This window comes from Bacillus infantis, assembly GCF_008180445.1.
Classification (GTDB): domain Bacteria; phylum Bacillota; class Bacilli; order Bacillales; family Cytobacillaceae; genus Bacillus_AB; species Bacillus_AB infantis_B.
The window spans coordinates 49057-69929 of record NZ_VTER01000001.1; the positions used below are offsets into that span (position 1 = coordinate 49057).

Consider the following 20873-nt stretch of genomic DNA (forward strand, 5'->3'; position numbering starts at 1 on the left):
GTGTAATAGTTTACAGAACCCCTTGCATCACAGGTTGCTGTTGAAAAGCCAAACTGCTTTAATTGCTCGTTCCCAAATGAATCACCCCCTTACCGGCACGTTATAGTTAGTTCTTATTTTACTGTCATTTTTGGCCGGTGGCAATCAATTAGCCCTTCTGTCCATAAAATGTTCAAAAATGATAAATCAATGCCAAATGGTTATGCTGAATACTGAGCAAACCATTTGGAAAAAATGGAGAGGTGAAAAGATGTCTTTTATTCAATTGTTGAAAAAAGGTAACAAATCATCCGGCATTGCTGCCATTGGCAATACTGTGCTGACGATTGCAAAAGGGATAGCTGCTGCCATAAGCGGCAGCGGTACAATGCTGGCAACCACGCTGCACTCTGCAGCAGATGCCCTTAACCAGGGCTTTGTATTCATCGGCAGTGCCCTTGCTGAAAAGGAGCCGACGAAAAGATTCCCGACCGGCTTTGGCCGTGTCGTGAACCTCTTTGTGCTGGTGGCGGTCATTGTCATCGCAATCATGGCCTATGAAACAATCCACAAAGGCTGGGAGCTGATCCAGCACCCAAAAGAGTCCACCAATATCCTGCTTAATATTTCCATCATGCTTTTGGCAATAGGAGTTGACGGCCTCATTCTAGTAAAGGCGATGAAGGAAATCAATCATGAAACCCGCAGTGAGGCCAAAGGCTTTAGCATTGTCACGACTGCGTTCAAGAATAATGGCCTGGCATCGCCGCCGACCAGGCTGGTGTTTTATGAAGACCTGATTGCCACATTTGGCGCACTGCTGGCTCTTGTCTCCATCCTGCTTGCTCACTTTACAGGTTTTTACTTTCTTGATGGAGTTGGAACAATACTGATCGGCTTACTGCTTACAGGGATCGCCGTTAAAATCGGCTATGAAAATACCATAGGCCTGATCGGGGTAGCCGCCCCAAAAGTCGTTGAGGACCGTGTAGCAGATATGATCCTTTCCGATCCTGATGTGGTGGATATCATGGATATGCGCATCCTGCAGGAAGGCAGGCGCTTTCATGTAGAAAGCTACATCGAGCTTAGGGCAGGACTTTCACTGGCAGATGCTGATGATATCAAATTCAGGGTCCGCGACCTGCTGCTGACCGATACCGATATCGGCGATGCAACGCTTGGCATACTGGAAACAGACAATGTCCAGACCTGGAAAGATGAAGAGGAAGAATAAATAAAGGAGAGGGAGACCTCTCCTTTATTTATTTGGCGGGGTGTGATATCCTTTTTCGCCATAAGGCTGGAAATGTTCATGCCACTTCTCTTCCAGCTCTGCCAAGGCTTCCTTTTCATTATAATAGGGGTCTTCCTTCTTCTTTAGAACCTCAATCACCGAGATTTCGAAGGCATCCATCCCGTACTTCCTCCAGTCATCCTGAAGATGCTTATTTACATAAGAGCCTGTTTCCAGACTGAATTTTAATCCATTCAGTGTCTTTAGATTCCTGGTACTTCCAATAAACATTTTATGGTTGTGTTTGTTTTTTATTTGAAAAACACCCGCTTCCACAGGAGCTTCCTTGAATTGATTTTTCAGTTCTTTTTTCCGGTCCATGATTATTTCCTCCTTCGGTTATCTTTTCAGCCAATATGCGCTTCCATCGGCCTTTCTGTCCAGAAGGCCATATTCAATCAGATATCTTCTGATAAGTGCATAGTCTTCGTAGATGCTCTCAATAATGCTGTTTAACTCTTTTTCGCTGTACACTATGCCATCCTTCAGAAGCTTGCTGATTTCCCTTATCACTGCAAGCCGCTGTTTTTCTTTTGGCGGGAACTTTACAAGGCCGCCTTCAATGCCATTGGGTAAAAATTTATCAACGATTTTGTGCTGTTCTTCCTCAGTTATGGCATATCTGTCATCAACCATAGATGCATGTATATGCGGGGGTATAAAAGCTGGCGCATAGTGGTCCTTCTCCCTTAAGAGCTCCATAACGGCAAGGAAAGCCTTTGCCTGCCTCTCTTTTTCCTTTAGGGCAAAACGGTGATGCCTGATTGTCGATGCACTGCCAATGCCCAATTCAGCTTGCACCTCTTTATCTGCCATCCCTTGATAGAACAAGCGCAAAAGCTGACTCTGGTGCTCTGTCAGCCCGGTCCATTTCTTATCAAGCCCCAGCAAATAATCAAACACTGAAGAATGCGATCTCTCGATATGAAGACGTGTATATCTCTCAGCTTCATACAAGAGGTTTTCATAAGGATAGACAATACCCTTTTCAAATTTCTCCCCGCATAACAAGCATAGAAAGCTCTCACTTTCTTCTCTGTATCCTTTTTTTATTTCTTCAAGACTCGCCTCCCAAAGGCTTGCTGATATATCCGGCATACAAACACCCCCAATAGATTAATGATCACAATACAAACATATAGTTTTATTGTTTATAATTATACAAACAATATATATTTTTGTTTGTGATAAGTCAATAAAAAACGGCTATCCATTTTTGGATAACCGAATATATTTAAAAGTTCTTTCCTGTCAGATAGCCCAGGCAGGCGAGTAGAATACCGAAGAAATAAGTGATGCCTATGTACAGGAAAAATGCTTTTTTCTTTTGTCCGATATGCAGCTGGATGGTTTCTAGCTTTAGTGTAGAAAAGGTTGTAAAAGCACCCATAAAACCGGTGCCGGCGAATAACAGATAATTCTGGTCCAGATGAGCTCCTGTGAGCAGGCCCAGCAGAAAGGCACCAGACAGATTGACGATGATCGTTCCAGTGGGAAGGGATTTCTCTTTGCTGTTGTATTTCCGGCTTATGGCAAACCGGGCCATGCTTCCGAAAAAACCTCCGATGCCCACCAGTGCAAAGTGATAGAAATTCATGAAGCCAGCTCCTCCTTTGCTATGCTGAATCCAAGCCTGCTGAACAGCAGCCCGCCGATCATACTGAGGAGGATATAAAGAATCCCAGGGACCAGGTGGCCCTTGTTAAATAAATCGACAGTTTCCACACTTAAAGTTGAAAAAGTCGTGAACGACCCGACAAAGCCTGTGCCAATAGCTGCCGTAAGCTCAGGAGAGACATTTATTCTTTTGAATCCAATGGTTGTCACCCATGCGAGCACAAAGCTGCCGGCCAGATTGCAGGCCAGTGTGCTGTATGGAAAAACATTCTCCGCGAACAGACTGATCCCTATCCAGTATCTCAGTATGCTGCCTAACATTCCGGCGAGTCCGACATACATATAAATCATGGTGTTAACTCCTTTAATTCTAATAATCTCTAACCGTACTTTTTAGTATAGCATTTTTCTTGTTTGTCTTGAAAATCATGAAAAAACTCCTGCCGGCTATGGAAGGAGTCCTTATCTGAATTCTTATTTGGCCAAGGATTCCTGGATAGCAATCAGTTCCCCTGCCAGCTTTTCAATTCTCTCAAGCACAATGGGTGCTGCAATTTCATTGTCTTCGTTAAAGTCATTGCTGTGGACAAAAACTGAGCTGGCCGGGGTAGTTCCCTTCAAGTAGGAAATGATCGGCTTGAGCTGATATTCTGCTACAAGGAAATGTTTGTCAGATCCCCCTGTTGTGACAATACCGACTGCTTTTGATTTAAATACATCAACCGGGAGATGATCAAATAGATTTTTCAGCGCTCCTGTGATAGAGGCCTGATAGATCGGTGTGCCTATAATGAGGAGGTCTGCTTCTGATACAGTCTGCACAGCCTTCCATGTATCACTGTTATAATAGGTCAGCGGCTTTCCTGTAACAAATTCAACGTCATAGTCCTTTAAGTCAAGCAGCTCTGTCCGGATAGATGGCGACAAGCGTTTCGCCGCAGCGAGTACCTCGTGTACAGCATTTGATGTTTTCGATCCGGTCAGGGATCCTGAAATGCCGACAAGTTTCATAGCGATTCCTCCCAATGTCAGTTTTTTCAAATGGCAAATTCCTTCAATTCATTATCAATATGCTCTTTTATCAAATGAAGGCACTCCTCTGCTGTCTTTGCAAAAATCCTCTTTCCATTCACCATTGCATAAGGGCGCCTGGCGCACATGCCGCAAAAGGAGAGGCAGCTGCTTTCAATAACGGCCACTTCAGGATACTCCCCTTCAAGGAGCCCTTCGAGATCCAATTCTGTAATCAGGCTCCCGTCGCAAATCTCCACCACTACTATACCCATCGCTGCTCACCTCCCTGCTTTTTAAGCATGCTGCCCTTTGTATAATTCCTCACCAAGGGTGATCACTTCGGTTTCAAGGTCTATACCATGCTTTTCCTTCACAGTTTTCCTGACATACTCTATAAGTGCCAGATAATCCTTTGCCGTACAATTATCTTTATTAATGATGAAGCCGGCATGCTTGCGGGAGACTTCTGCCCCGCCGATATTTTTTCCTTGAAGGCCGCTGTCCTGTATAAGCTTTCCTGCATAATGGCCTGGAGGACGCTTGAACACACTCCCGCAGGATGGAAATTCAAGCGGCTGCTTGCTTTCCCTCGCCTCCGTGTTTTCTTTCATCCTGGCTGATATATCCTTTTTGCAATCAAAGGACAGATTAAACTCTGCCTTCAGGACAATGAATTTTTTTTCAGCCATGATGCTTTTCCGATAGCTCAGCACAAGCTTCTCTCTTCCCAGTTCCAGGATGCTTCCTTCCTCTGTGAGAACCAGTGTTTTTTGAAGGACATCAGAGATTTGTCCGCCGTAGGCACCTGCATTCATGTAAAGGGCCCCTCCAGTCGACCCAGGGATCCCGCATGCAAATTCCATTCCTGAAAGGCTATGCTCCAATGCTTTGAGTGAAACATCGATGATCCGGCTGCCTGCCTCGGCAATTACCGTCTCTCCAGTGACCGAAATCTTATTCATTTTTGACAATGACAGAACAAGCCCCCTGATTCCTCCATCCCTGATGATCATATTCGAACCATTGCCTATCAGAGTCACAGGCACCCCATGCCGCTTTGCCTGCTTAAGGATATAAGCTGCATCCTCAGGGCATGCCGCTACAGCGTAAAGATCTGCCGGTCCGCCAAGCTTTGTATAAGCATGCTCCTTTAAGGGTTCATTAAGTCTAAAAGAAGAGTCCGGCAATTTTGAGGAAAGCAATTCATACAGATTTTTTAGCATATGATTCATGAAACCAGCTCCTTAAACAGCCGGCGGGCCGAATTTGCCATTATGGAAATCCCGGTATGCCTCCCTGATTTCTTCCATTGTGTTCATCACAAATGGACCATAGGGAACAATTTCTTCCTTAATCGGTGCACCGGAGTAAACGAGCACCTTCGATTTCCTGCTGTTCGCCTTTATGGAAAGCTCGCTGCCTTTATTAACATCCCCGCCTTCCTTGTATGAAAGGGTCGCGACTCCATGCTTTTTAAGATTCACTTCATTTTTTCCAAAGTTCATATCCCCTGAGAGGATATACAAAAATGCATTGTGATTTTCAGGGATGGTCAGAGTATATTCTGCACCCTTAGTTAAGTTGATCTCAGAAAGAGTAATGGGGACAGCAGAACTGAGCGGCCCCTTGACACCTGCTATTTCTCCGGAAAAAACCTTAATCGAGCCACCTTGGAAATCCACCGTGGGTGCATCCTCCCCATAAACATTCTGATAGCTCGTTTCAGATTTTTTCAATTCCTTCGGCAGGTTAAGCCAAAGCTGCAGCGTGTGGGCAATATCATTTTCCACGCCCTCCTCGGCATGCCGCGCTGCCCAGCCGGCATTCATATACTGCACATCGCCAGGCTCAAGAATATCCCGGCCCCCTGCATTGTCGATATGCTCCAGCCTGCCATCCACAACATATGTGACTGTCTGGAACCCCCTGTGCGGATGGTCAGAGAATGCCCCCTTCTTAAACCAGTCCTCAGCCATCAGGATGAACGGATCAAAATCCTTGAACCGGTCAGCCGGCAGTACCCACCCCTTCTGGATGAACGGGAAGCTCGCTTCTTCATACTCCACATACCAGTGGTCTTTGACACTTCTTTTAAAAAGGTTCTTTTCTTCCATTCTATCCATCTCCTTCTTCGTGTAATAATCGGTATTTTCACTATTTGCCTTCATTAGAACATATATTAGTTGTTGCATCAACTATTACGGCTTTCTTCGTGAACATGCCTTTTTTATAAGATGAAGCACACAATCAGGGTGGGTATATACATTAATAAAATCCGCATTATACATATGCAGCCAATCCACCAGCTCGGAAAACTCCTTGGAGCGGCTGTAAAAAATTACAGGATGATTGTTGAATAAAGAGGGCCTCAGCTGATTTGCCAGCATTGAATCTATATCCACAATAACAACATCCGCATCATCAGGCACGCTGCCGCGTGCATCCTTCAGGAATGATATCTCCAATTCTGGGTATGCCTGCAGCAGCAATATTAAGCTTTTCCCTACTCGCCCATTATCCGAAACAATTACTGCCTTCATCAGCTCAGCCCCCTTTTGCTCTTCTATCATAATGTAGCATAATACAGAAGGGTTTCCTTCCGTCATTCTGGCGAAAAGCCTATGCTGCTTTTGGCTGAGTGGACTAAGACTAAAGTTGCAGGGAAATCTCCTGTGGATGAACTAACTTGCTCATCCATTGATTAAACTGTTTTCTATGCATGAGGTCCCTTTTCAAGTGCGGGTCATGCATTGATTAGACTGTTTTCTATGCATGAGGCCTTTCTTCAGGCGCAGGTCATACATCGATTAGTCCGCTTTCTATTCGTGAAGCCCCTTTTCAAGTGAGGCTCATGCATTGATTAGACCGTTTTCTATGCGTGAATCCCCTTTTCAAGTGAGGCCCATGCATCGATTAGACCGTTTTCTATGCGTGAATCCCCTTTTCAAGTGAGGCTCATGCATCGATTAGACCGCTTTCTATGCATGAATCCCCTTTTCAAGTGAGGCCCATGCATCGATTAGACCGTTTTCTATGCACGAAGCCCCTTTTCAAGTGAGGCTCATGCATCGATTAGACTCTTCTTATGTTCGCCCTCTTTGTTTCTGCATGTTTCAAGCTTAAATTAGATTCTTTTTTAAGATAAAAAAAACCCTTCCTATAAAGAAGGGTTCCTCTGGTCATACGCCCATTTTTCTGCGGGTATTGCTCGCTTTTTTAGTCATCTGGCTTTTCATTACCTGATTCTTAGCAGCTGACTTCGTACTTTGATTTCCATTTCCCTGCGCTTGTTTCTTTTTCTCAAGCTGCTGCTTCATCAATTCCTGAAGACTTACTTTTTTCTTTTCGCCGTTTTGAGTATTTTCCTGATTGGACATATTGTTTCTCCTTCAGATCGTATTTCTTTTATTATAATACAAGCTGAAGATAATTTCTTTTATTTATTAAAAGATAATAGCCCAGCCGAAAATAGAGGACCTTCTTTTTATGATGGCAGCTACCCCTCACTCAGGCATCTTCAGCCTAGGAAAGGATAAATAGAGCATCAATCCGCCAGTCCCGGTCATGAACAGGAATCCCCATATACTGCCTTCCTTTATGGCAAAAAAACCAAACACAAGAAAAATAAGCGACAGCCATGTAAGAAAGGAATTAATCGTATATTCATAAATCGCACTTATAAAGGTCAGGGTCCTTCCAAGGAACCGTCCTTCGCTTCCTGCCCTTTTTGCGTGAATCGCTGCAAGCACCGTACTCCATAAGAGTAAAGCAGGCAGCCCCCATAAGAAAATCCATCCAAAAACACCCATAAAAATCCTCCCCGCCAGTTCAGCAGCAGTCCCAGTTAAACAGCACCCGGTCAAACCGGCGTGCCTTCAGGTCGCTTTCGCTGATAAAAAAATTGCAGATGCCAACATCGCCCCATATGACCGCGTATTTTTCACCGGCCTTGTCATAATCGCTGTCCAGCTGGAACAGGAGGGTATCATATCTGCTCCCGCCATCCCGCGGATCCATCTGTGTAAAATAAGGATAGCCTCCCATCTGATGGTGGACTTCTCCCTCAGGATTGCTGTAGTCATTATAGAGGTCGTCAACCTCTTCATATCCTTCTGGCATTTCTTCTTCTGCCAGCCTTTCAAAATAATCAAGGCTTGATTCCCCGATCACTTCATCAAACCGGTAATCCCCTGCCGCTATATACATACTTGAAGCTTTTCCTTTAATCATAAACTCTCCGCCTTCTAGAACTTCATATTCGCAATTGGAACGGTGTTCATCTATAGCGGAAAAGTCTGTGACCAGATTTTCTTCATTTTCCTCCACATCCGCAAAAAATAGGACACGAAAGCCTGACTGGTCATCCTGCTGATCAAAATTCATCCCGAAAACATCATCATTTAAGTCGATGTAAAAAGATAGAATGCCTTTGTCCGGAAAATCCGGCAGTTTAGGGAGTTGGCCTAAATTAAGCTGGGCAAGCAAATGAAGGGGCTCCCCTGCTTGATTACGAGGATATTGGGTGACTTTTGGCAAGTACGGATTTCCTCCAGCCTTGCTTTCCCAGAGCCGAAGCTCATCTTCAGGCTTTACAAGTTCTAGCTGCACAAACTCTTTCCTCGTCTTTTCAAATGCTTCCCGGTCATTATGGCGTATTAATTTTTCCTGTTTCATCAAGCATTCCTCCTGATCTCAAAACATAGACTTTCATATATTTACTGGCAGCGTATAATACGATGCTGTATGAATACAGTTCCTAGTGCTTTTTTCCTTTTTTCAAAGAATGTAAACAGCTCACCCTCACATATAGAGTACTTTAATGAAATACCAGAGTTCAATAATAATTTTCCGAAAATTCAACAAACTATTTTATAATAAAAAGAGACCAAGAACTAAGGGGGAAAAATATTGAGCAAGTGGAAAATCAGTTTTATGATCATAGGGGGTTTGCTACTGCTGTTTTTGTCTGTAACCGGTTTCAACACTTTGATGGTCCAATCCAGGCAGCCCGAACCTAAAGAAGCATCCCTGGAAGTCAATGAAGACCAGGCTGTCGGGCATTTATCAGAAGCAGTTACATACAAAACGGTTTCCTACCAGGACAGAACCAAATTTGACTGGAAGGAGTTTGACAAGTTCATTTCTTTTCTGGAGGAAAGCTATCCACTCGTCCATGAGAAGCTGGAGCTTGAAAAAATAAACTCCTACGCACTCGTATACAGATGGAAAGGAAATTCCGGGAAGAATCCAATCGGCCTGACGAGCCATTATGATGTGGTGCCAGTCCTTTCAGGAACGGAAAAAAATTGGGAACAAGGGCCTTTCAGCGGGAAGGTCGAGGGAAAGAAAATATGGGGCCGCGGTACCCTGGATGATAAAATCGGGGTCATCAGCATACTTGAAGCAGTGGAGAATCTACTTGCTGAAAACTATCAGCCTGAAAGGGATATCTATCTAATGTTCGGATTCGATGAAGAAATTGGCGGAGACGAAGGGGCCTTAGCCATTGCTGAAACTATGAAAGACCGGGGTATTGAATTTGAATTTGTCCTTGACGAAGGCGGCGCCATTGTGGATGGGATGGTTCCAGGCATCAGCCGGCCGGTTGGGGTCGTAGGGATTTCTGAGAAAGGCTCTGCAACAGCCGTCCTATCGATTGAAGGCAGTGGAGGACATTCTTCCCAGCCGAAGGACCATACTAATATCGGCCGCATATCCAGCGCGATAGCAAAGCTTGAGGATAAACAGTTCAAAGGCGATTTGAAAGGCCCTGGCGAGGATCTATTCGATTTCACAGCACCGGAAATGAGCTTTCCGATGAAATACGTTTTTGCCAATAAAATGATCTTTGAGCCTGTCATTGAGCGGATACTGCTGCAGCAGCCTGCATCAGCCGCCCTAATCCGCACTACGATCGCGCCGACCATCTTTCAGGCCGGGGAACAATATAATGCCCTGCCGGAAAAAGCAGAAGCAATCATCAACCTGAGAGTCATGCCGGGAGACACACTTGATTCCATCCAAACCTTCATAGAAGATACAATCGGAGATGATGAGATAAAAGTTACCGTCACTGGCAGCGAAGCTTCCAAGGTTTCCAGCATTGACAGCTGGCAGTTCAAGACAGTACAGCAGGCAGCAAGGAATGTCTATAAAGATGCTGTTATTGCCCCATACTTGATGTTCGCCGGCTCTGACGCCAAGCATTATGACTCTGTCTCCAAAAACACATACCGGTTCCTCCCTGTCCACATCACCTCAGAAGACCTGAACCGGATGCACGGAACAAATGAGCATATTTCAATTGAAAACTATCTGAACGCAATTGCCTTTTATGCAGAAGTCATGAGAGAGGCGGTTGCAGCAGAATAGTTGCACATGTCCTTTAAATGTCCATTTTCTGTGTATGGCACAGTTCATGGGCATTTTTTATTTGTCCGGTACATTTTAACAGTGTATGATTCTCTTATCTGAAAAACTTTTAAAAAGGTGAATCTATTTATGTCCCGTACAATCGTCCGCAGTGCAGCCGCTGCACAGCTTTTCTTTCTCCTATCTCTGCCATTCATCGGCAATCTGATTAAATATCTGCATCCGCTCGCTTTAATTGTCGTATGGGCCAGCATTACCAGCTTCACGATTACAGCTGGTCTGCTGATCCGCGGTAAAAAGCTGCCATTAAACAAATATCTGGTTCTGCTCGGTTTTGCCTTATATAGCGCTTCCCTCCTGGTACTGCTTTTTTTCAGGCCGGGTGATAATGCTAATGCAAACTATAACTTAGACCCATTCAGTACGATTGAATTTTATTTAGCCGGACGGGTGGACTTTCTGGTTGCCTTTTATAATTTAGCTGCAAATGTCCTGCTGTTCGTCCCTTTTGGGCTTTTTCTTCTAGCACTTTTGAAAAATCGGTCTTTCTTTAAACTGCTGGCCATTCCGTTTGCAGCTATATCGGCCATTGAGATAGCACAGTTTCTGAGCAGGCGGGGCAGCCTGGACATTGATGATCTTATCCTGAACATGTCAGGAGTATTTTTGGGCTATGCTTTATTGCCGCTTCTAAAGCGGGCTTACAGGATTAAGTGATTAAAAAATCAGCAGCCATAAAAAAACCAATCAGCCTAAATAGCTGATTGGTTTTTGGGTTTATGCAAGCTCAATCCCTCCAGTGACGCCATATACCTGGGCGGTCACATAGCTGGATTCTTCAGAAGCAAGGAACACGTAGACGCTAGACAGTTCGACCGGCTGTCCGGCACGCTTAAGCGGTGTATCCTGGCCAAATGTCGGGATGACTTCCTGAGGCTGCCCTCCGGAAATCTGCAGCGGTGTCCAGATTGGCCCTGGCGCCACAGAATTAACACGGATTCCTTTTGAAGCTACCTGTTTAGCCAGTCCCCGCGTAAAACCGTTGATGGCAAACTTAGTTGCAGCATAATCCAGCAGGTTCGGACTCGGGTTGTATCCCTGCACAGAAGAAGTGGTGATGATAGAAGCTCCTTCAGGCAGATGCGGAAGTGCCGCCTGAACGGTCCAGTAAAGGGAGAATACATTGATCTCAAATGTTTTGCGGAGCTGTTCGCTTGAAAGATCTTCAATGTTTTCTACTGCCTGCTGCTTGCCGGCAACAAGGGCAAGCACATCAATTCCTCCCAATTCTGATTTGGCTTGTCCAACCATGTCCCTGCAGAATGACTCATCGCTCAAGTCCCCCGGGATCAGGACGGCTTTACGGCCTTCAGCTTCAATCAGCTTCTTTACCTCTTCAGCATCTTTCTGCTCCTCAGGCAGATAATTGATTGCCACATCGGCGCCTTCGCGGGCATATGCAATGGCTGCAGCACGTCCAATCCCGGAATCACCGCCGGTCACCAGTGCCTTTCTCCCCTTCAGTCGACCAGTTCCTTTATAGCTTTTCTCACCACAGTCAGGCTGAGGATCCTTCATCTCATTCTGGACCCCTGGCGGCTCCTGATACTGCTTCGGGAAATCTCCATTGAAGAATTGTTTAAGCGGATTTTCAGGGTTTGACATAGTCCAGCACTCCTTTTATAAAATTTAGTCTCAATACATAAAAAGCCTGCTGCTAAGATTGTGCAGCACTTCACTATGTATTCGTACTAATAACATTCCCTTTTCTGGTGGCGATAAACTAGCATAAAAACTTTGAATAACAAGGTAACCTTTGTAAATAAATGGAGTTTATGTTGAATAATTTATCTTCCACAAAAATACCCGCCTTCATAAAGGCGGGAAACAAGATATATAAGCTGACTGCTGACATTCTAATAATATTCAGCTTGCTAAACTTTTTTTCACAGAGCAGATTATGGCAAACCTGTCCAAGTTCATTCTTTTGGGCGTTTTTTAAGAAGGCTTGCCCCATCTTTGGCCGATTGCATTAGCATCAGACCGTAACTCTTCAAAAATAGTTATACATCAGCCTGTAAAGAACCTTCAGAAGGCATTTCCACTCATTCACAGCAGGTGCACTCCGAACTGCAGCGCCTTATATGCTTCTCGGACAAAGCTTCAAGTGCTTTTCTTATATTAGATACAGAAATATAGAGGGAATCATTCTCTCCGTTGTATAAAGCTTTTACCTCTGTCCGGCACCACAGGATTCCAAATATTTCATTTATGGTACCCGGCACTCCTGCCGGGATATTGGCAAAAGCAATAACCGCTTCCTGCTTAAAATGGATGTGAAGGCCTTCAAGGATTTCCCTTAAAGAGTGCAGCGTCTCTTTTGTTTGGCTGTCCGTATCGCCAGGAACCAATCTGACAAAATTTTTTCCGCTTTTATCTTTAGACAACATAATGGCCGCAATATTGATGGATCTATCGGCCAGTTTTTCAAGCAATCGTGCGAGGGTTTTATCACTTGCAAAAAAAGTGAACTGTTCTCTGATATCTATGTCCAAGCCAGAAGAACATTTTTCGTGGCTTTTCAATTTTCAGCACTCCTTTTATAGTATTCTCTTTATACTATGCCAGGCATGACTGGAAGGCTTGGACAAATACTAATGCTGCTTTGTGCACATTTTTTTGAAAGATGAATATACTAATGATTTCATCAAGACGAAAAGCCGGGATTCCTGTTCCCGGCTTCTTCGTTTACTTTTTCTTTACATCATCATTCGGCGAATTCCCTGTTGCATGATTGCCTTTATTATTTTTGGAGCCAGTTGTCTGTCCGTCATTGGTGACTTTGGCTCCTTCAAGAAAATTGTCCTTTGTTTTCATGGTCGTCACCCCTTTTGCTTATTGTTACACTGCTGAGTTAAATTATTCTCTTAATAATGGATAAATTTCCATAATAGATTGACTATTTATGGTATATTATAAATAATACTGGTGAGTAATATAATCTGCAGGAGATAGGACAATGGGAAATCGAGGACGCAAAAGAGGCTCCATCGGAGAAAATAGCAAAAATCTGCTTTTAAAAATTGCAGCTGAGGAATTTGCTGAGAATGGTTACAATGATTCCAAAATCAGCACGATTGTTAAAAAGGCAGGATTAACTCAGCCTTCATTTTATCTTTATTATCCAAGTAAGGAGGCAATCTTTCATGAACTGATCAAGGAATTTCAGCAAAAGCTCTCTTATTTAACAGATGCGAGCCGAATAGAGCCTGGTGTAGAAATACCGCAGCTTCAGAATAGAATTAAATCTGGACTTTTTGCCATTTTCAGTTTTTTTCATGAAAATCAGATGCTTGCTAAGATCGGGTTTTTTATGAATCCCGATGCAGAAAGCATAAAATCACAAATGGCCGCCCAAATCCACCATAATCTTCTTTCCGAGCAAAGAGCAGGCTACTTCCGGGAAGAAGCTAATATGGAACTGGCAGCAGTGAGCCTTGTGGGTGCTATTGAACGTCTTGTCATCACCCAGATTTTTACAGGCAAGAAATCACCCGATATGTTGGCAGAGGAAACTGTGGATATCTTCCTTTACGGACTATTAGACAATAAGAAGTAATTTTTAGGGGGCAATACGATGGGAGAGAATGCACAAATTGATCCTGAATGGAGATTGTTAATCCAACAAGCCAGGCACTTGGGACTGACAAAAGAAGAAGTGCGCCGCTTTATTAAAGATTCGAACAGTTCAGATACTCCCTTGAAGATACAGCAAGCCAAAAAATTAAAGCAAAAAGGAGTCAAAAAATATATAGTTCATACCCAGCAGCAAAGATAATATCCTTCTTGATCTTTAAATAAGAATTCCCATCCGGAGTTTGATATTATCTCCACTGGAAGCCAGTTCTATCACAAGAAGATATAATGAAGACTATCAAGAAGATGCTATGCTGAAAAAACAAAAATAGTTTATTGAAATTAAAACATTCCAGCAGAGGCTTTTTGGAAAAGCAAGGGTTGCTATGATAGAGAAGAAACGCAATAGGATGGCAAACCACTTTATAAATTGAAGAAATAATAAGGCAAGATAAACTTTAGAGTAAGTCTATCTTGCCTTACTGAAGTCCTTATGGCTCTCCTCTGCCCTAATCCCTTTTTTCTGCAAGCTCTGAGAAAACCAGAAGCCTTTTTTTGTCTGAGTAACGCGGATGGCATGTAACTAAAGTAAGCATCGATTTATTTTTTTGCGGACTTAAATACTCGATCTGATCTGGTAAAATCACTTTTTTTTCATTGATTATATAGCGGTAAGTCTTTTCACCCTCCGTAATATTAATTTCATCTCCTATCATAAGCTCATCCAGTCTGTTAAAAAATTGCCCAAATTGATGGGACCGGTGGGCGGCAATGACAAAATTTTGTCCTGTCCGGGCCAATTGTCCGCTGCTCTCTAGCCGTCCAGCGGCCTTATCGAGGATTTCGGGTGTGGTTCCTTCAAGAACGGGCAATTCTAAGGCAATTTCAGGTATGGTTAAAATCCATTGATTGCTTTTATTTGAGGAAGCTTTAACAGTCTTAGCTTTATTCGATACAGGATCTGATATAGCCAGCTGCTCAATTTCCTTAATCAGTTCCTGCATTTCTGACTGCTGTTCAGCTTTTCCGTATCCCAGGTATATTAGCAATAAGCAGCCCAAAAATATCAAAAATGCACCCGTCCTTTTCATTGCTTTCACCCCTTTAATGGAAAAAGGGGGAAGAGTTGGCTTCCCCCAGCAAATTTTAGTATGTTTTTCTAATTAAGGTTAAGCAAGTGCCTGCCGCAATGAGCAGCAATGCTAAAGCAGCCAGTATATTCTGATCAAGCAGCCCGCCTGTTTTCGGGAGCTTATTATCCATTAACTGTAATGCACTCTGACCGCTTAGTGAACTGCTGCCGGCGTTATTGAACATCGTCATTCCATCCTTAGATACAGGAGAATAATTTACACCATGATCCATTTCATCCCAGGAACTTTCGTGACCATTCTGATACAGCCTGCCGGAATCTGATCTTTTTTCTGTGGCATTTTCCTCCTGGCTATTGCTGTCAGCTTGATGGCCAGTTTGCCCATTGCTGCTGTTGCTGCCACTCTCTTTATTTTCTTCGCTTGAACTATTCTCTTCATCTTCTGGAGCAGTTTCCCCGTTTTGTCCTGATTCACCATCTCCTGTGTTGTCCTGATTGCTATTGCCCTCATTGTCCGGTGAGTTATTACCATTGCCAGGTGTTTGCCCGTCTTGTCCATTTTCAGCATAATTATCATCATTTGTATCCGGCTGCTTAGAGCCTTCTTCTTCACTGGATCCGTTTTTTTGATCGTCAGGCTGCTGGCTTGGATAATCAGTACTCTCAGACCCCACAGAAATCTCTTCACGTTCTAAAATATCAATAGTGATATGATCCAGGAGAGGCAAATCAGTTACATTCAAGTCTATTAATGAGGAATGTTCAAGGCCGTTCTCTCCATTGGCTGCTTCCATTTCTTTAAGAACACCAAGATTGATATTTCCCAAGAGGGGAAGATCAGCCATATCAGCATCAATTACAGCAGATTCATCTAGCTGGCTTTCTCCTCTGGATGCTTCAAATTTCTTTAGAATGCCAAGGTCAATATCTCCAAGTATTGGCAAGTCATCAAAGTCAGCATCAACTGCTGCAGATTTTTCAAGTTCACTTTCTCCATTGTCCAACTCAAATTCTTCAAACACACCCAGCTTGATATTTCCTAAAAGAGGAAGGGCATCTAGGTCAGCATCAACTGCCGCAGAATGCTCTCCTGCGATTTTCTCGCTGGAGAATCTGGTTTCTTCCAAAAGACCCACATCTGCTTTTTCAGCAATCGGCAGGTCTTCCACTCCCGCATCCAGGACAGCTGTATGTTCATACTTACCTTCACTTGTCGATGCTTCTGTTTTTTCCAGTACACCCAAATCCGCTTCTTCCGAAATCAGCAGGTCTTCCACTCCTGCATCCAGGACAGCTGTATGTTCATACTTACCTTCCATTGTCGATGCTTCTGTTTTTTCCAGTACGCCGGCATCCGCTTCTTCCAAAATCGGCAGGTCTTCCACTTCAGCATCCAGGACAGCTGTATGTTCATACCTTCCTTCACTTGTCGATGCTTCTGTTTTTTCCAGTACGCCCAAATCCGCTTCTTCCGAAATCAGCAGGTCTTCCACTCCTGCATCCAGGACAGCTGTATGTTCATACCTTCCTTCCATTGTCGATGCTTCTGTTTTTTCAAGTACGCCGGCATCCGCTTCTTCCAAAATCGGCAGGTCTTCCACTCCCGCATCCAGGACAGCTGTATGTTCATACTTACCTTCACTTGTCGAWGCTTCTGTTTTTTCCAGTACGCCCAAATCCGCTTCTTCCGAAATCAGCAGGTCTTCCACTCCTGCATCCAGGACAGCTGTATGTTCATACCTTCCTTCCATTGTCGATGCTTCTGTTTTTTCCAGTACTCCGGCATCCGCTTCTTCCAAAATCGGCAGGTCTTCCACTTCAGCATCCAGGACAGCTGTATGTTCATACCTTCCTTCACTTGTCGATGCTTCTGTTTTTTCCAAAACATCTACATCTGCTTCATCTGCAATAGGCAGGTCCTTAAGATTAACATGAAGGAGTGACTGGTTTTCTGCCTTTTGCTCTTCTCCTTCCATCTCTTTCCCTTCCAATACATTTATTTCAACATCTCCGAGGATGGGAAGGTCTTTTAAGTCAGTGTCTATAACAGCTGACGACTTTTCCCGACTTGAAATTTGTTGTTCCTCATTCGCTTCTTTTGATACCTTGTTTGATGGGCTGTCAGAAGTAATGCTGGCAGGATCCTTAACGCTATCTGTCTTGCTTGCTTCTAAATCTCCACTCTTTTCCACATCAACACTTTCAGCAGCCGGCTTATTGTCTTTGTCAGGGATGCTTTCTGCTCTAGTACTTTCATTCCCAGCTTCGGCAGCAACTGAGACATCAGATGATATTGTCACTTTTCCCTCTTCTGCATGAGCAAAAAGGGTTCCAGATAGTATACCTGTTGTAAAGATACCGGACAAAGCAATGGCTTTCATCAAGTGTTTATTATTCATTTCGTATCTCTCCTTCTTCTCTTTTTATTTTGTCATTATGATTTTAGAGAAGAAGGGTTGATTCGGCGGCGGAGTTGGAGGTGCATTGGTCCATTGGCTCTTTAGCCAGTCTGGCTGTTTTTTAGTCTTATCAGACAAAATTGGTGCAGGGGCTTCCGCCATTAGCATTACAGCTGCCGGAAATGGCTGGCTGTGTCCTGAAGAATGTGAAGTTGCCTGCCCTGTGCCTGAACCGTTACCTGCAAGGGATGCTTTAGATTCAAAAAGCAGCAGCGCGCTTGCTGAACTTGCCTCTCGATTATCCTGACGGCCATTATCCAAAGAATTTGAGATGTTGTCTTCTTTTTGTTTTGGATTTATAACTGTCTGTTCAGCTTTAAAACCGGAATCTACAGGAAGTAAATCTTTCATATCTCCGAGCAGATCAGCTCTTGCCGGCTGGCTTTCTTTTAGAACAGCAAACTCACTAGCTTCTGTTTCGCCGTGTTCAGCGCGGGGTATTATAATTTCATTGCCGGTTTCTTCTAAAGCTTCATTTTTCTCATGAGCAACAGGATCGTAGCTATTCTTGTCATCATTTTCGCCGATCCTGTTATCATGCTCCGGAAAATCTTCAGGTTCAGAGCTTTTATTTTCATCGGATTTTACTGGAGCAGTTGTCCGGTTAGGCTGAGGAAGCCATTCTTCTTCTTGTACAGGATCCGTTTTTGTGCCCTCTTCAGATGGAATAGGAGAAGGAAGCTGTGTATCTGAATCAACCTCTAATGATATTTCAGCACCAGCTCTAGGTGTCTTCACATGGATGCCTTCGCTTGAAATAGACGTACTGATTATTGAAGACTCCAGTTTTACTCCATCTTCCGGGGATACTTCAGCCGTGGCTACAGGTGTCTCTGCCTTTAAACTGTCTTTAACATTTAAAGAACTTTTTAATATAGAGCTTTTCGCTTTAATCCCCGATTCCTCAGATATTTCTGCTTTCAAACCAGGAGTTTTCACACTCACTCCATTTTTCAAAGAAACTGAAGTGCCGGCTGCAGGCACGTCTGCCTTTATACCGGTATCTTCAGAAATCTTCACATCTGCCACTTGGGCCTTTGCCTCGATACCTTTTTCTTTAGAGATTGATGTTTTAATAACAGGCGTTCCGGCCTCGATTCCTTCTGCTGCTGAAATTTTTGCATCTAGAATCGGTGCCTTCACTTCAATTCCATTCAGGAGCCCTTTTCTTTCAGTTTTGCTTGTTTCCCTTTTTCCATCCGCTGTTGCAGAAACCGAAATACCGAGAATCTCAACTTTTACATGAGATGTCTGATCTGGTATTTTTTCTATTTCTTCAGCTGGAGAACCTTCTTCTGCAAAAGCTGCTGCAGGGACGAAAAAGATGGCACAAATGAGAAAAGCTGACCAGATCTTGGTTGATCCCATTCTTTTCACCCCCTTTCAAAACTATTACAAATATTACAATAACACTTTAGTTTTTTACCAAAAGATTTACAAATTTAAACATTATTCAGCATAAATAGGGAATAAGTTGCCCATTAATCCATATAGCTTAGTACTTTTGATTTAATAAAAATATAAAGCCTTTGCGCTGAGGCAAAGGCTTTATAAAAAAAAAAAATTTATTGTTGATCCAGCAGTTTTTTCAGTTTTCCTGCCTGCTCCTTATCGGCAAGATAATATTGTTCTCCTTCTTTAAGGACCGCTGTCCCGTCCTCTGTGTACCATAAATAAGCAAATTTCTCGGCAACTCCTTGTTTTGGCCGTTTTAAAACAAAAGCAGTATCTGCTGTTCTGCCGGGCTCCCCAGTTGAATTTTTTACTGTCAAATCGTCCAATAAAGACCGGAGCTGCTGGATTTGAGCGGAATCATCCACTTCAGTATAAAACCGGACCCCTTCGACTCCATCCTCATGAAAAGGTTTGCCGACTGACAAAACTTCTTCAGCCGAACAGCCAGCCAAAATAGCAGCCAGCATAAGTAATAACAGCATTAGAATATTTTTCATCACTTTCAAAAACCCCTTAGATTTCTATCTGGATAAGCTAAAAGGACATCACCCGTTTATGAAAATAAGCAGTGAGCTATCTTTATGAAGAGCATTTTATAAGCATTGATTATGTTTCATGCTCACCTGCTTGCATCTCGCGGGAAGCTCTAGCAATGCCCAGCCAAAGCCATAAAAAAGAAGCCAAGGAAGGCTCCTTTCTTAAAGTTCTTTTAACACAGCCATCTCCTTGCCGAATCTATCTCCCTTATCAATAAAACCAAGGCTTGCATATAAGTGATGTGCAGCCAGATTGTCAGGATGATAGCCAACCGCTATACTCCTGGCACCTGGCAGCTGTGCCATTTGCTCAATCATCAGGAGCGCGGCTGCTTTTCCAATCCCCTGCCCTTGCATATTGGAATCAATCATGATTCTGTATATCCAGATAGAATCCAATTCTTCTGGAACAGTATTATACATCAATAAGCCTGTCATTTTTCCATTTTTTAAAATGGCAAAAGCTCTTAAAGTCTGTTCATAATGAGACTGCAGGATTGATACTGCATTAGGCTCCATATAAGCCTCCTGGTCACTGGCTACCTTCAGCTGGCAGCATTCATACCAATTTTCTTCATTGATTTCTTGTAAATTAATCATTGTTTTCCCCTTTCATCATAAGGGGAACGCTCGACTATTTTGTTAAGAAGCCGTATTCCCCTCTGTGCTGTTATGCTTTCTTACTGAATTGTTTTGCATAATGAACGCCTCCTTTAACAAACTGGTCCAGTTATATACTGCCACTTTTATAATAGCAGAATTTTCTATCTTCGCATATATTTCTCTTATAGGTTTACCGCTTTTCCTTTAAAAGAGCATAAAGGTATGTATCATTTGCTTTTCCATCCTGATACATATACCCCCTCAATAAACCTTCCTTTTCAAAGCCCAGCTTGCAAAGGAGCTTACTAGATGCATGGTTCTCAAGAAACACTACCGCCCCGATCCTGGACAGATCCATTTCTTCAAAACCGTAAGCAATTGCCTTTTCGGCAGCCTCTGATGCATATCCTTTCCCCCAATAGCCAGAATGGAGATCATAGCCTATTTCAGCCCGATGGTGCTTGGGGAGCCAAGAGTTAAACCCGATGGTGCCAATCAGCCTATTAGTTCCTTTTATTTCAATAGCCCAGCGGACTCCCCTTTTTTCGTTGAAGTATTTTTGGAAAAAACGGACCATTTCTTCAGCCTGTTCTACCCGCTGGAAAGCATCCTGTCCGTAATGGCGTACAACATCACTTCTCGAAAAATACTCAAACAGGCTTTCCGCATCCTCCATCACAATCTCCCTTAGCCTTAATCTCTCTGTCTCGAGTTCTTTAAACATTTATTCTCCCCCTCTGATTGCCATTTACTAATTTTACAGTTGTTTTCCCAATTGTAAAATACTTACTTTTTCAGTTAGTATAATAGTG

26 protein-coding genes are annotated in these 20873 nt (G+C 43.4%); 5 read left to right on the plus strand and 21 right to left on the minus strand.

Annotated features, from left to right (window positions below):
- The first annotated feature begins 250 nt into the window (after nt 1–250).
- Nucleotides 251–1216: a cation diffusion facilitator family transporter gene (locus FZD51_RS00270; protein ID WP_148972912.1), complete on the plus strand. Its 966-nt coding sequence runs from the start codon at nt 251–253 to the stop codon at nt 1214–1216.
- 24 nt (nt 1217–1240) lie between these two features.
- On the opposite strand, the gene FZD51_RS00275 is transcribed toward FZD51_RS00270, so the two are convergent.
- The 12 genes from FZD51_RS00275 to FZD51_RS00330 form a co-directional block, all read right to left on the minus strand.
- Nucleotides 1241–1597 carry a GIY-YIG nuclease family protein gene (locus FZD51_RS00275; RefSeq protein ID WP_148972913.1) on the minus strand — a complete coding sequence of 119 codons (357 nt, stop codon included), beginning with the start codon at nt 1595–1597 and terminating at the stop codon, nt 1241–1243.
- Nucleotides 1598–1615: 18 nt separating this feature from the next.
- Complete coding sequence (locus FZD51_RS00280; protein ID WP_148972914.1) at nt 1616–2374, minus strand: DUF2087 domain-containing protein; 759 nt, start codon at nt 2372–2374, stop codon at nt 1616–1618.
- 136 nt (nt 2375–2510) lie between these two features.
- Nucleotides 2511–2873, minus strand: coding sequence for a fluoride efflux transporter FluC (locus FZD51_RS00285; protein WP_148972915.1), 363 nt, complete (start codon nt 2871–2873; stop codon nt 2511–2513).
- Nucleotides 2870–3244, minus strand: coding sequence for a fluoride efflux transporter CrcB (gene crcB / locus FZD51_RS00290; RefSeq protein ID WP_148972916.1), 375 nt, complete (start codon nt 3242–3244; stop codon nt 2870–2872). The genes FZD51_RS00285 and crcB overlap by 4 nt, the downstream gene beginning before the upstream one ends.
- A 123-nt stretch (nt 3245–3367) precedes the next feature.
- Nucleotides 3368–3904, minus strand: a complete 537-nt coding sequence (locus tag FZD51_RS00295; protein WP_148972917.1) for an NADPH-dependent FMN reductase — start codon at nt 3902–3904, stop codon at nt 3368–3370.
- 26 nt (nt 3905–3930) lie between these two features.
- Complete coding sequence (locus tag FZD51_RS00300) at nt 3931–4179, minus strand: YuzB family protein (RefSeq protein WP_148972918.1); 249 nt, start codon at nt 4177–4179, stop codon at nt 3931–3933.
- Between the two features lie 21 nt (nt 4180–4200).
- A complete protein-coding gene (murB, locus tag FZD51_RS00305) occupies nt 4201–5139 on the minus strand; it encodes a UDP-N-acetylmuramate dehydrogenase (protein ID WP_148972919.1) in 939 nt (312 codons plus the stop codon).
- A gap of 12 nt (nt 5140–5151) precedes the next feature.
- Complete coding sequence (locus FZD51_RS00310; RefSeq protein ID WP_148972920.1) at nt 5152–6021, minus strand: pirin family protein; 870 nt, start codon at nt 6019–6021, stop codon at nt 5152–5154.
- Nucleotides 6022–6105: 84 nt separating this feature from the next.
- Entirely contained in the window at nt 6106–6447 is a 342-nt protein-coding gene (locus FZD51_RS00315) for a hypothetical protein (protein ID WP_148972921.1), read from the minus strand.
- A gap of 639 nt (nt 6448–7086) precedes the next feature.
- Nucleotides 7087–7284: a hypothetical protein gene (locus tag FZD51_RS00320; RefSeq protein WP_148972922.1), complete on the minus strand. Its 198-nt coding sequence runs from the start codon at nt 7282–7284 to the stop codon at nt 7087–7089.
- A 126-nt stretch (nt 7285–7410) separates the two neighbouring features.
- Entirely contained in the window at nt 7411–7716 is a 306-nt protein-coding gene (locus FZD51_RS00325) for a hypothetical protein (RefSeq protein WP_148972923.1), read from the minus strand.
- A 19-nt stretch (nt 7717–7735) separates the two neighbouring features.
- Complete coding sequence (locus tag FZD51_RS00330) at nt 7736–8581, minus strand: YwqG family protein (protein WP_148972924.1); 846 nt, start codon at nt 8579–8581, stop codon at nt 7736–7738.
- A 234-nt stretch (nt 8582–8815) separates the two neighbouring features.
- Between FZD51_RS00330 and FZD51_RS00335 the strand changes: the two genes are divergently transcribed.
- Nucleotides 8816–10279, plus strand: coding sequence for a M20 family peptidase (locus FZD51_RS00335; protein ID WP_148972925.1), 1464 nt, complete (start codon nt 8816–8818; stop codon nt 10277–10279).
- Between the two features lie 129 nt (nt 10280–10408).
- On the plus strand, nt 10409–10996 hold the full coding sequence (locus FZD51_RS00340) for a VanZ family protein (protein ID WP_148972926.1): 588 nt from the start codon (nt 10409–10411) through the stop codon (nt 10994–10996).
- Nucleotides 10997–11056: 60 nt separating this feature from the next.
- On the opposite strand, the gene FZD51_RS00345 is transcribed toward FZD51_RS00340, so the two are convergent.
- The 3 genes from FZD51_RS00345 to FZD51_RS26430 form a co-directional block, all read right to left on the minus strand.
- On the minus strand, nt 11057–11944 hold the full coding sequence (locus FZD51_RS00345) for an SDR family oxidoreductase (RefSeq protein WP_148972927.1): 888 nt from the start codon (nt 11942–11944) through the stop codon (nt 11057–11059).
- Between the two features lie 440 nt (nt 11945–12384).
- Complete coding sequence (locus FZD51_RS00350; protein WP_148972928.1) at nt 12385–12864, minus strand: hypothetical protein; 480 nt, start codon at nt 12862–12864, stop codon at nt 12385–12387.
- Nucleotides 12865–13027: 163 nt separating this feature from the next.
- Nucleotides 13028–13156, minus strand: a complete 129-nt coding sequence (locus FZD51_RS26430) for a hypothetical protein (protein WP_262380573.1) — start codon at nt 13154–13156, stop codon at nt 13028–13030.
- A gap of 142 nt (nt 13157–13298) precedes the next feature.
- Between FZD51_RS26430 and FZD51_RS00355 the strand changes: the two genes are divergently transcribed.
- Together FZD51_RS00355 and FZD51_RS00360 are read left to right on the plus strand one after the other, a co-directional pair.
- The gene (locus tag FZD51_RS00355; protein ID WP_148972929.1) at nt 13299–13898 is read left to right on the plus strand and encodes a TetR/AcrR family transcriptional regulator; all 600 of its coding nucleotides are present in this window, start codon (nt 13299–13301) and stop codon (nt 13896–13898) included.
- An 18-nt stretch (nt 13899–13916) separates the two neighbouring features.
- On the plus strand, nt 13917–14117 hold the full coding sequence (locus FZD51_RS00360; RefSeq protein ID WP_148972930.1) for an anti-repressor SinI family protein: 201 nt from the start codon (nt 13917–13919) through the stop codon (nt 14115–14117).
- 307 nt (nt 14118–14424) lie between these two features.
- Here the strand turns inward: FZD51_RS00360 and FZD51_RS00365 are convergent, their stop codons facing one another.
- The 6 genes from FZD51_RS00365 to FZD51_RS00390 form a co-directional block, all read right to left on the minus strand.
- On the minus strand, nt 14425–15006 hold the full coding sequence (locus tag FZD51_RS00365) for a class D sortase (protein WP_148972931.1): 582 nt from the start codon (nt 15004–15006) through the stop codon (nt 14425–14427).
- Nucleotides 15007–15061: 55 nt separating this feature from the next.
- The gene (locus tag FZD51_RS00370) at nt 15062–17407 is read right to left on the minus strand and encodes a hypothetical protein (protein ID WP_148972932.1); all 2346 of its coding nucleotides are present in this window, start codon (nt 17405–17407) and stop codon (nt 15062–15064) included.
- A 24-nt stretch (nt 17408–17431) separates the two neighbouring features.
- Complete coding sequence (locus tag FZD51_RS00375) at nt 17432–18610, minus strand: hypothetical protein (RefSeq protein ID WP_148972933.1); 1179 nt, start codon at nt 18608–18610, stop codon at nt 17432–17434.
- 422 nt (nt 18611–19032) lie between these two features.
- Nucleotides 19033–19422 carry a hypothetical protein gene (locus FZD51_RS00380; protein WP_148972934.1) on the minus strand — a complete coding sequence of 130 codons (390 nt, stop codon included), beginning with the start codon at nt 19420–19422 and terminating at the stop codon, nt 19033–19035.
- A gap of 198 nt (nt 19423–19620) precedes the next feature.
- Nucleotides 19621–20058, minus strand: coding sequence for a GNAT family N-acetyltransferase (locus FZD51_RS00385; RefSeq protein WP_148972935.1), 438 nt, complete (start codon nt 20056–20058; stop codon nt 19621–19623).
- Nucleotides 20059–20251: 193 nt separating this feature from the next.
- Nucleotides 20252–20785 carry a GNAT family N-acetyltransferase gene (locus FZD51_RS00390; RefSeq protein ID WP_148972936.1) on the minus strand — a complete coding sequence of 178 codons (534 nt, stop codon included), beginning with the start codon at nt 20783–20785 and terminating at the stop codon, nt 20252–20254.
- Nucleotides 20786–20873: the final 88 nt, after the last annotated feature.

Excerpts from the sequence above, each read along its gene's own strand:
- FZD51_RS00270 (WP_148972912.1), top strand. The coding sequence starts at position 251 with ATGTCTTTTATTCAATTGTTGAAAAAAGGTAACAAATCATCCGGCATT.
- FZD51_RS00275 (WP_148972913.1), bottom strand. The coding sequence starts at position 1,597 with ATGGACCGGAAAAAAGAACTGAAAAATCAATTCAAGGAAGCTCCTGTG.
- FZD51_RS00280 (WP_148972914.1), bottom strand. The coding sequence starts at position 2,374 with ATGCCGGATATATCAGCAAGCCTTTGGGAGGCGAGTCTTGAAGAAATA.
- FZD51_RS00285 (WP_148972915.1), bottom strand. The coding sequence starts at position 2,873 with ATGAATTTCTATCACTTTGCACTGGTGGGCATCGGAGGTTTTTTCGGA.
- crcB (WP_148972916.1), bottom strand. The coding sequence starts at position 3,244 with ATGATTTATATGTATGTCGGACTCGCCGGAATGTTAGGCAGCATACTG.
- FZD51_RS00295 (WP_148972917.1), bottom strand. The coding sequence starts at position 3,904 with ATGAAACTTGTCGGCATTTCAGGATCCCTGACCGGATCGAAAACATCA.
- FZD51_RS00300 (WP_148972918.1), bottom strand. The coding sequence starts at position 4,179 with ATGGGTATAGTAGTGGTGGAGATTTGCGACGGGAGCCTGATTACAGAA.
- murB (WP_148972919.1), bottom strand. The coding sequence starts at position 5,139 with ATGAATCATATGCTAAAAAATCTGTATGAATTGCTTTCCTCAAAATTG.
- FZD51_RS00310 (WP_148972920.1), bottom strand. The coding sequence starts at position 6,021 with ATGGAAGAAAAGAACCTTTTTAAAAGAAGTGTCAAAGACCACTGGTAT.
- FZD51_RS00315 (WP_148972921.1), bottom strand. The coding sequence starts at position 6,447 with ATGAAGGCAGTAATTGTTTCGGATAATGGGCGAGTAGGGAAAAGCTTA.
- FZD51_RS00320 (WP_148972922.1), bottom strand. The coding sequence starts at position 7,284 with ATGTCCAATCAGGAAAATACTCAAAACGGCGAAAAGAAAAAAGTAAGT.
- FZD51_RS00325 (WP_148972923.1), bottom strand. The coding sequence starts at position 7,716 with ATGGGTGTTTTTGGATGGATTTTCTTATGGGGGCTGCCTGCTTTACTC.
- FZD51_RS00330 (WP_148972924.1), bottom strand. The coding sequence starts at position 8,581 with ATGAAACAGGAAAAATTAATACGCCATAATGACCGGGAAGCATTTGAA.
- FZD51_RS00340 (WP_148972926.1), top strand. The coding sequence starts at position 10,409 with ATGTCCCGTACAATCGTCCGCAGTGCAGCCGCTGCACAGCTTTTCTTT.
- FZD51_RS00345 (WP_148972927.1), bottom strand. The coding sequence starts at position 11,944 with ATGTCAAACCCTGAAAATCCGCTTAAACAATTCTTCAATGGAGATTTC.
- FZD51_RS26430 (WP_262380573.1), bottom strand. The coding sequence starts at position 13,156 with ATGAAAACAAAGGACAATTTTCTTGAAGGAGCCAAAGTCACCAATGAC.
- FZD51_RS00355 (WP_148972929.1), top strand. The coding sequence starts at position 13,299 with ATGGGAAATCGAGGACGCAAAAGAGGCTCCATCGGAGAAAATAGCAAA.
- FZD51_RS00360 (WP_148972930.1), top strand. The coding sequence starts at position 13,917 with ATGGGAGAGAATGCACAAATTGATCCTGAATGGAGATTGTTAATCCAA.
- FZD51_RS00365 (WP_148972931.1), bottom strand. The coding sequence starts at position 15,006 with ATGAAAAGGACGGGTGCATTTTTGATATTTTTGGGCTGCTTATTGCTA.
- FZD51_RS00385 (WP_148972935.1), bottom strand. The coding sequence starts at position 20,058 with ATGATTAATTTACAAGAAATCAATGAAGAAAATTGGTATGAATGCTGC.
- FZD51_RS00390 (WP_148972936.1), bottom strand. The coding sequence starts at position 20,785 with ATGTTTAAAGAACTCGAGACAGAGAGATTAAGGCTAAGGGAGATTGTG.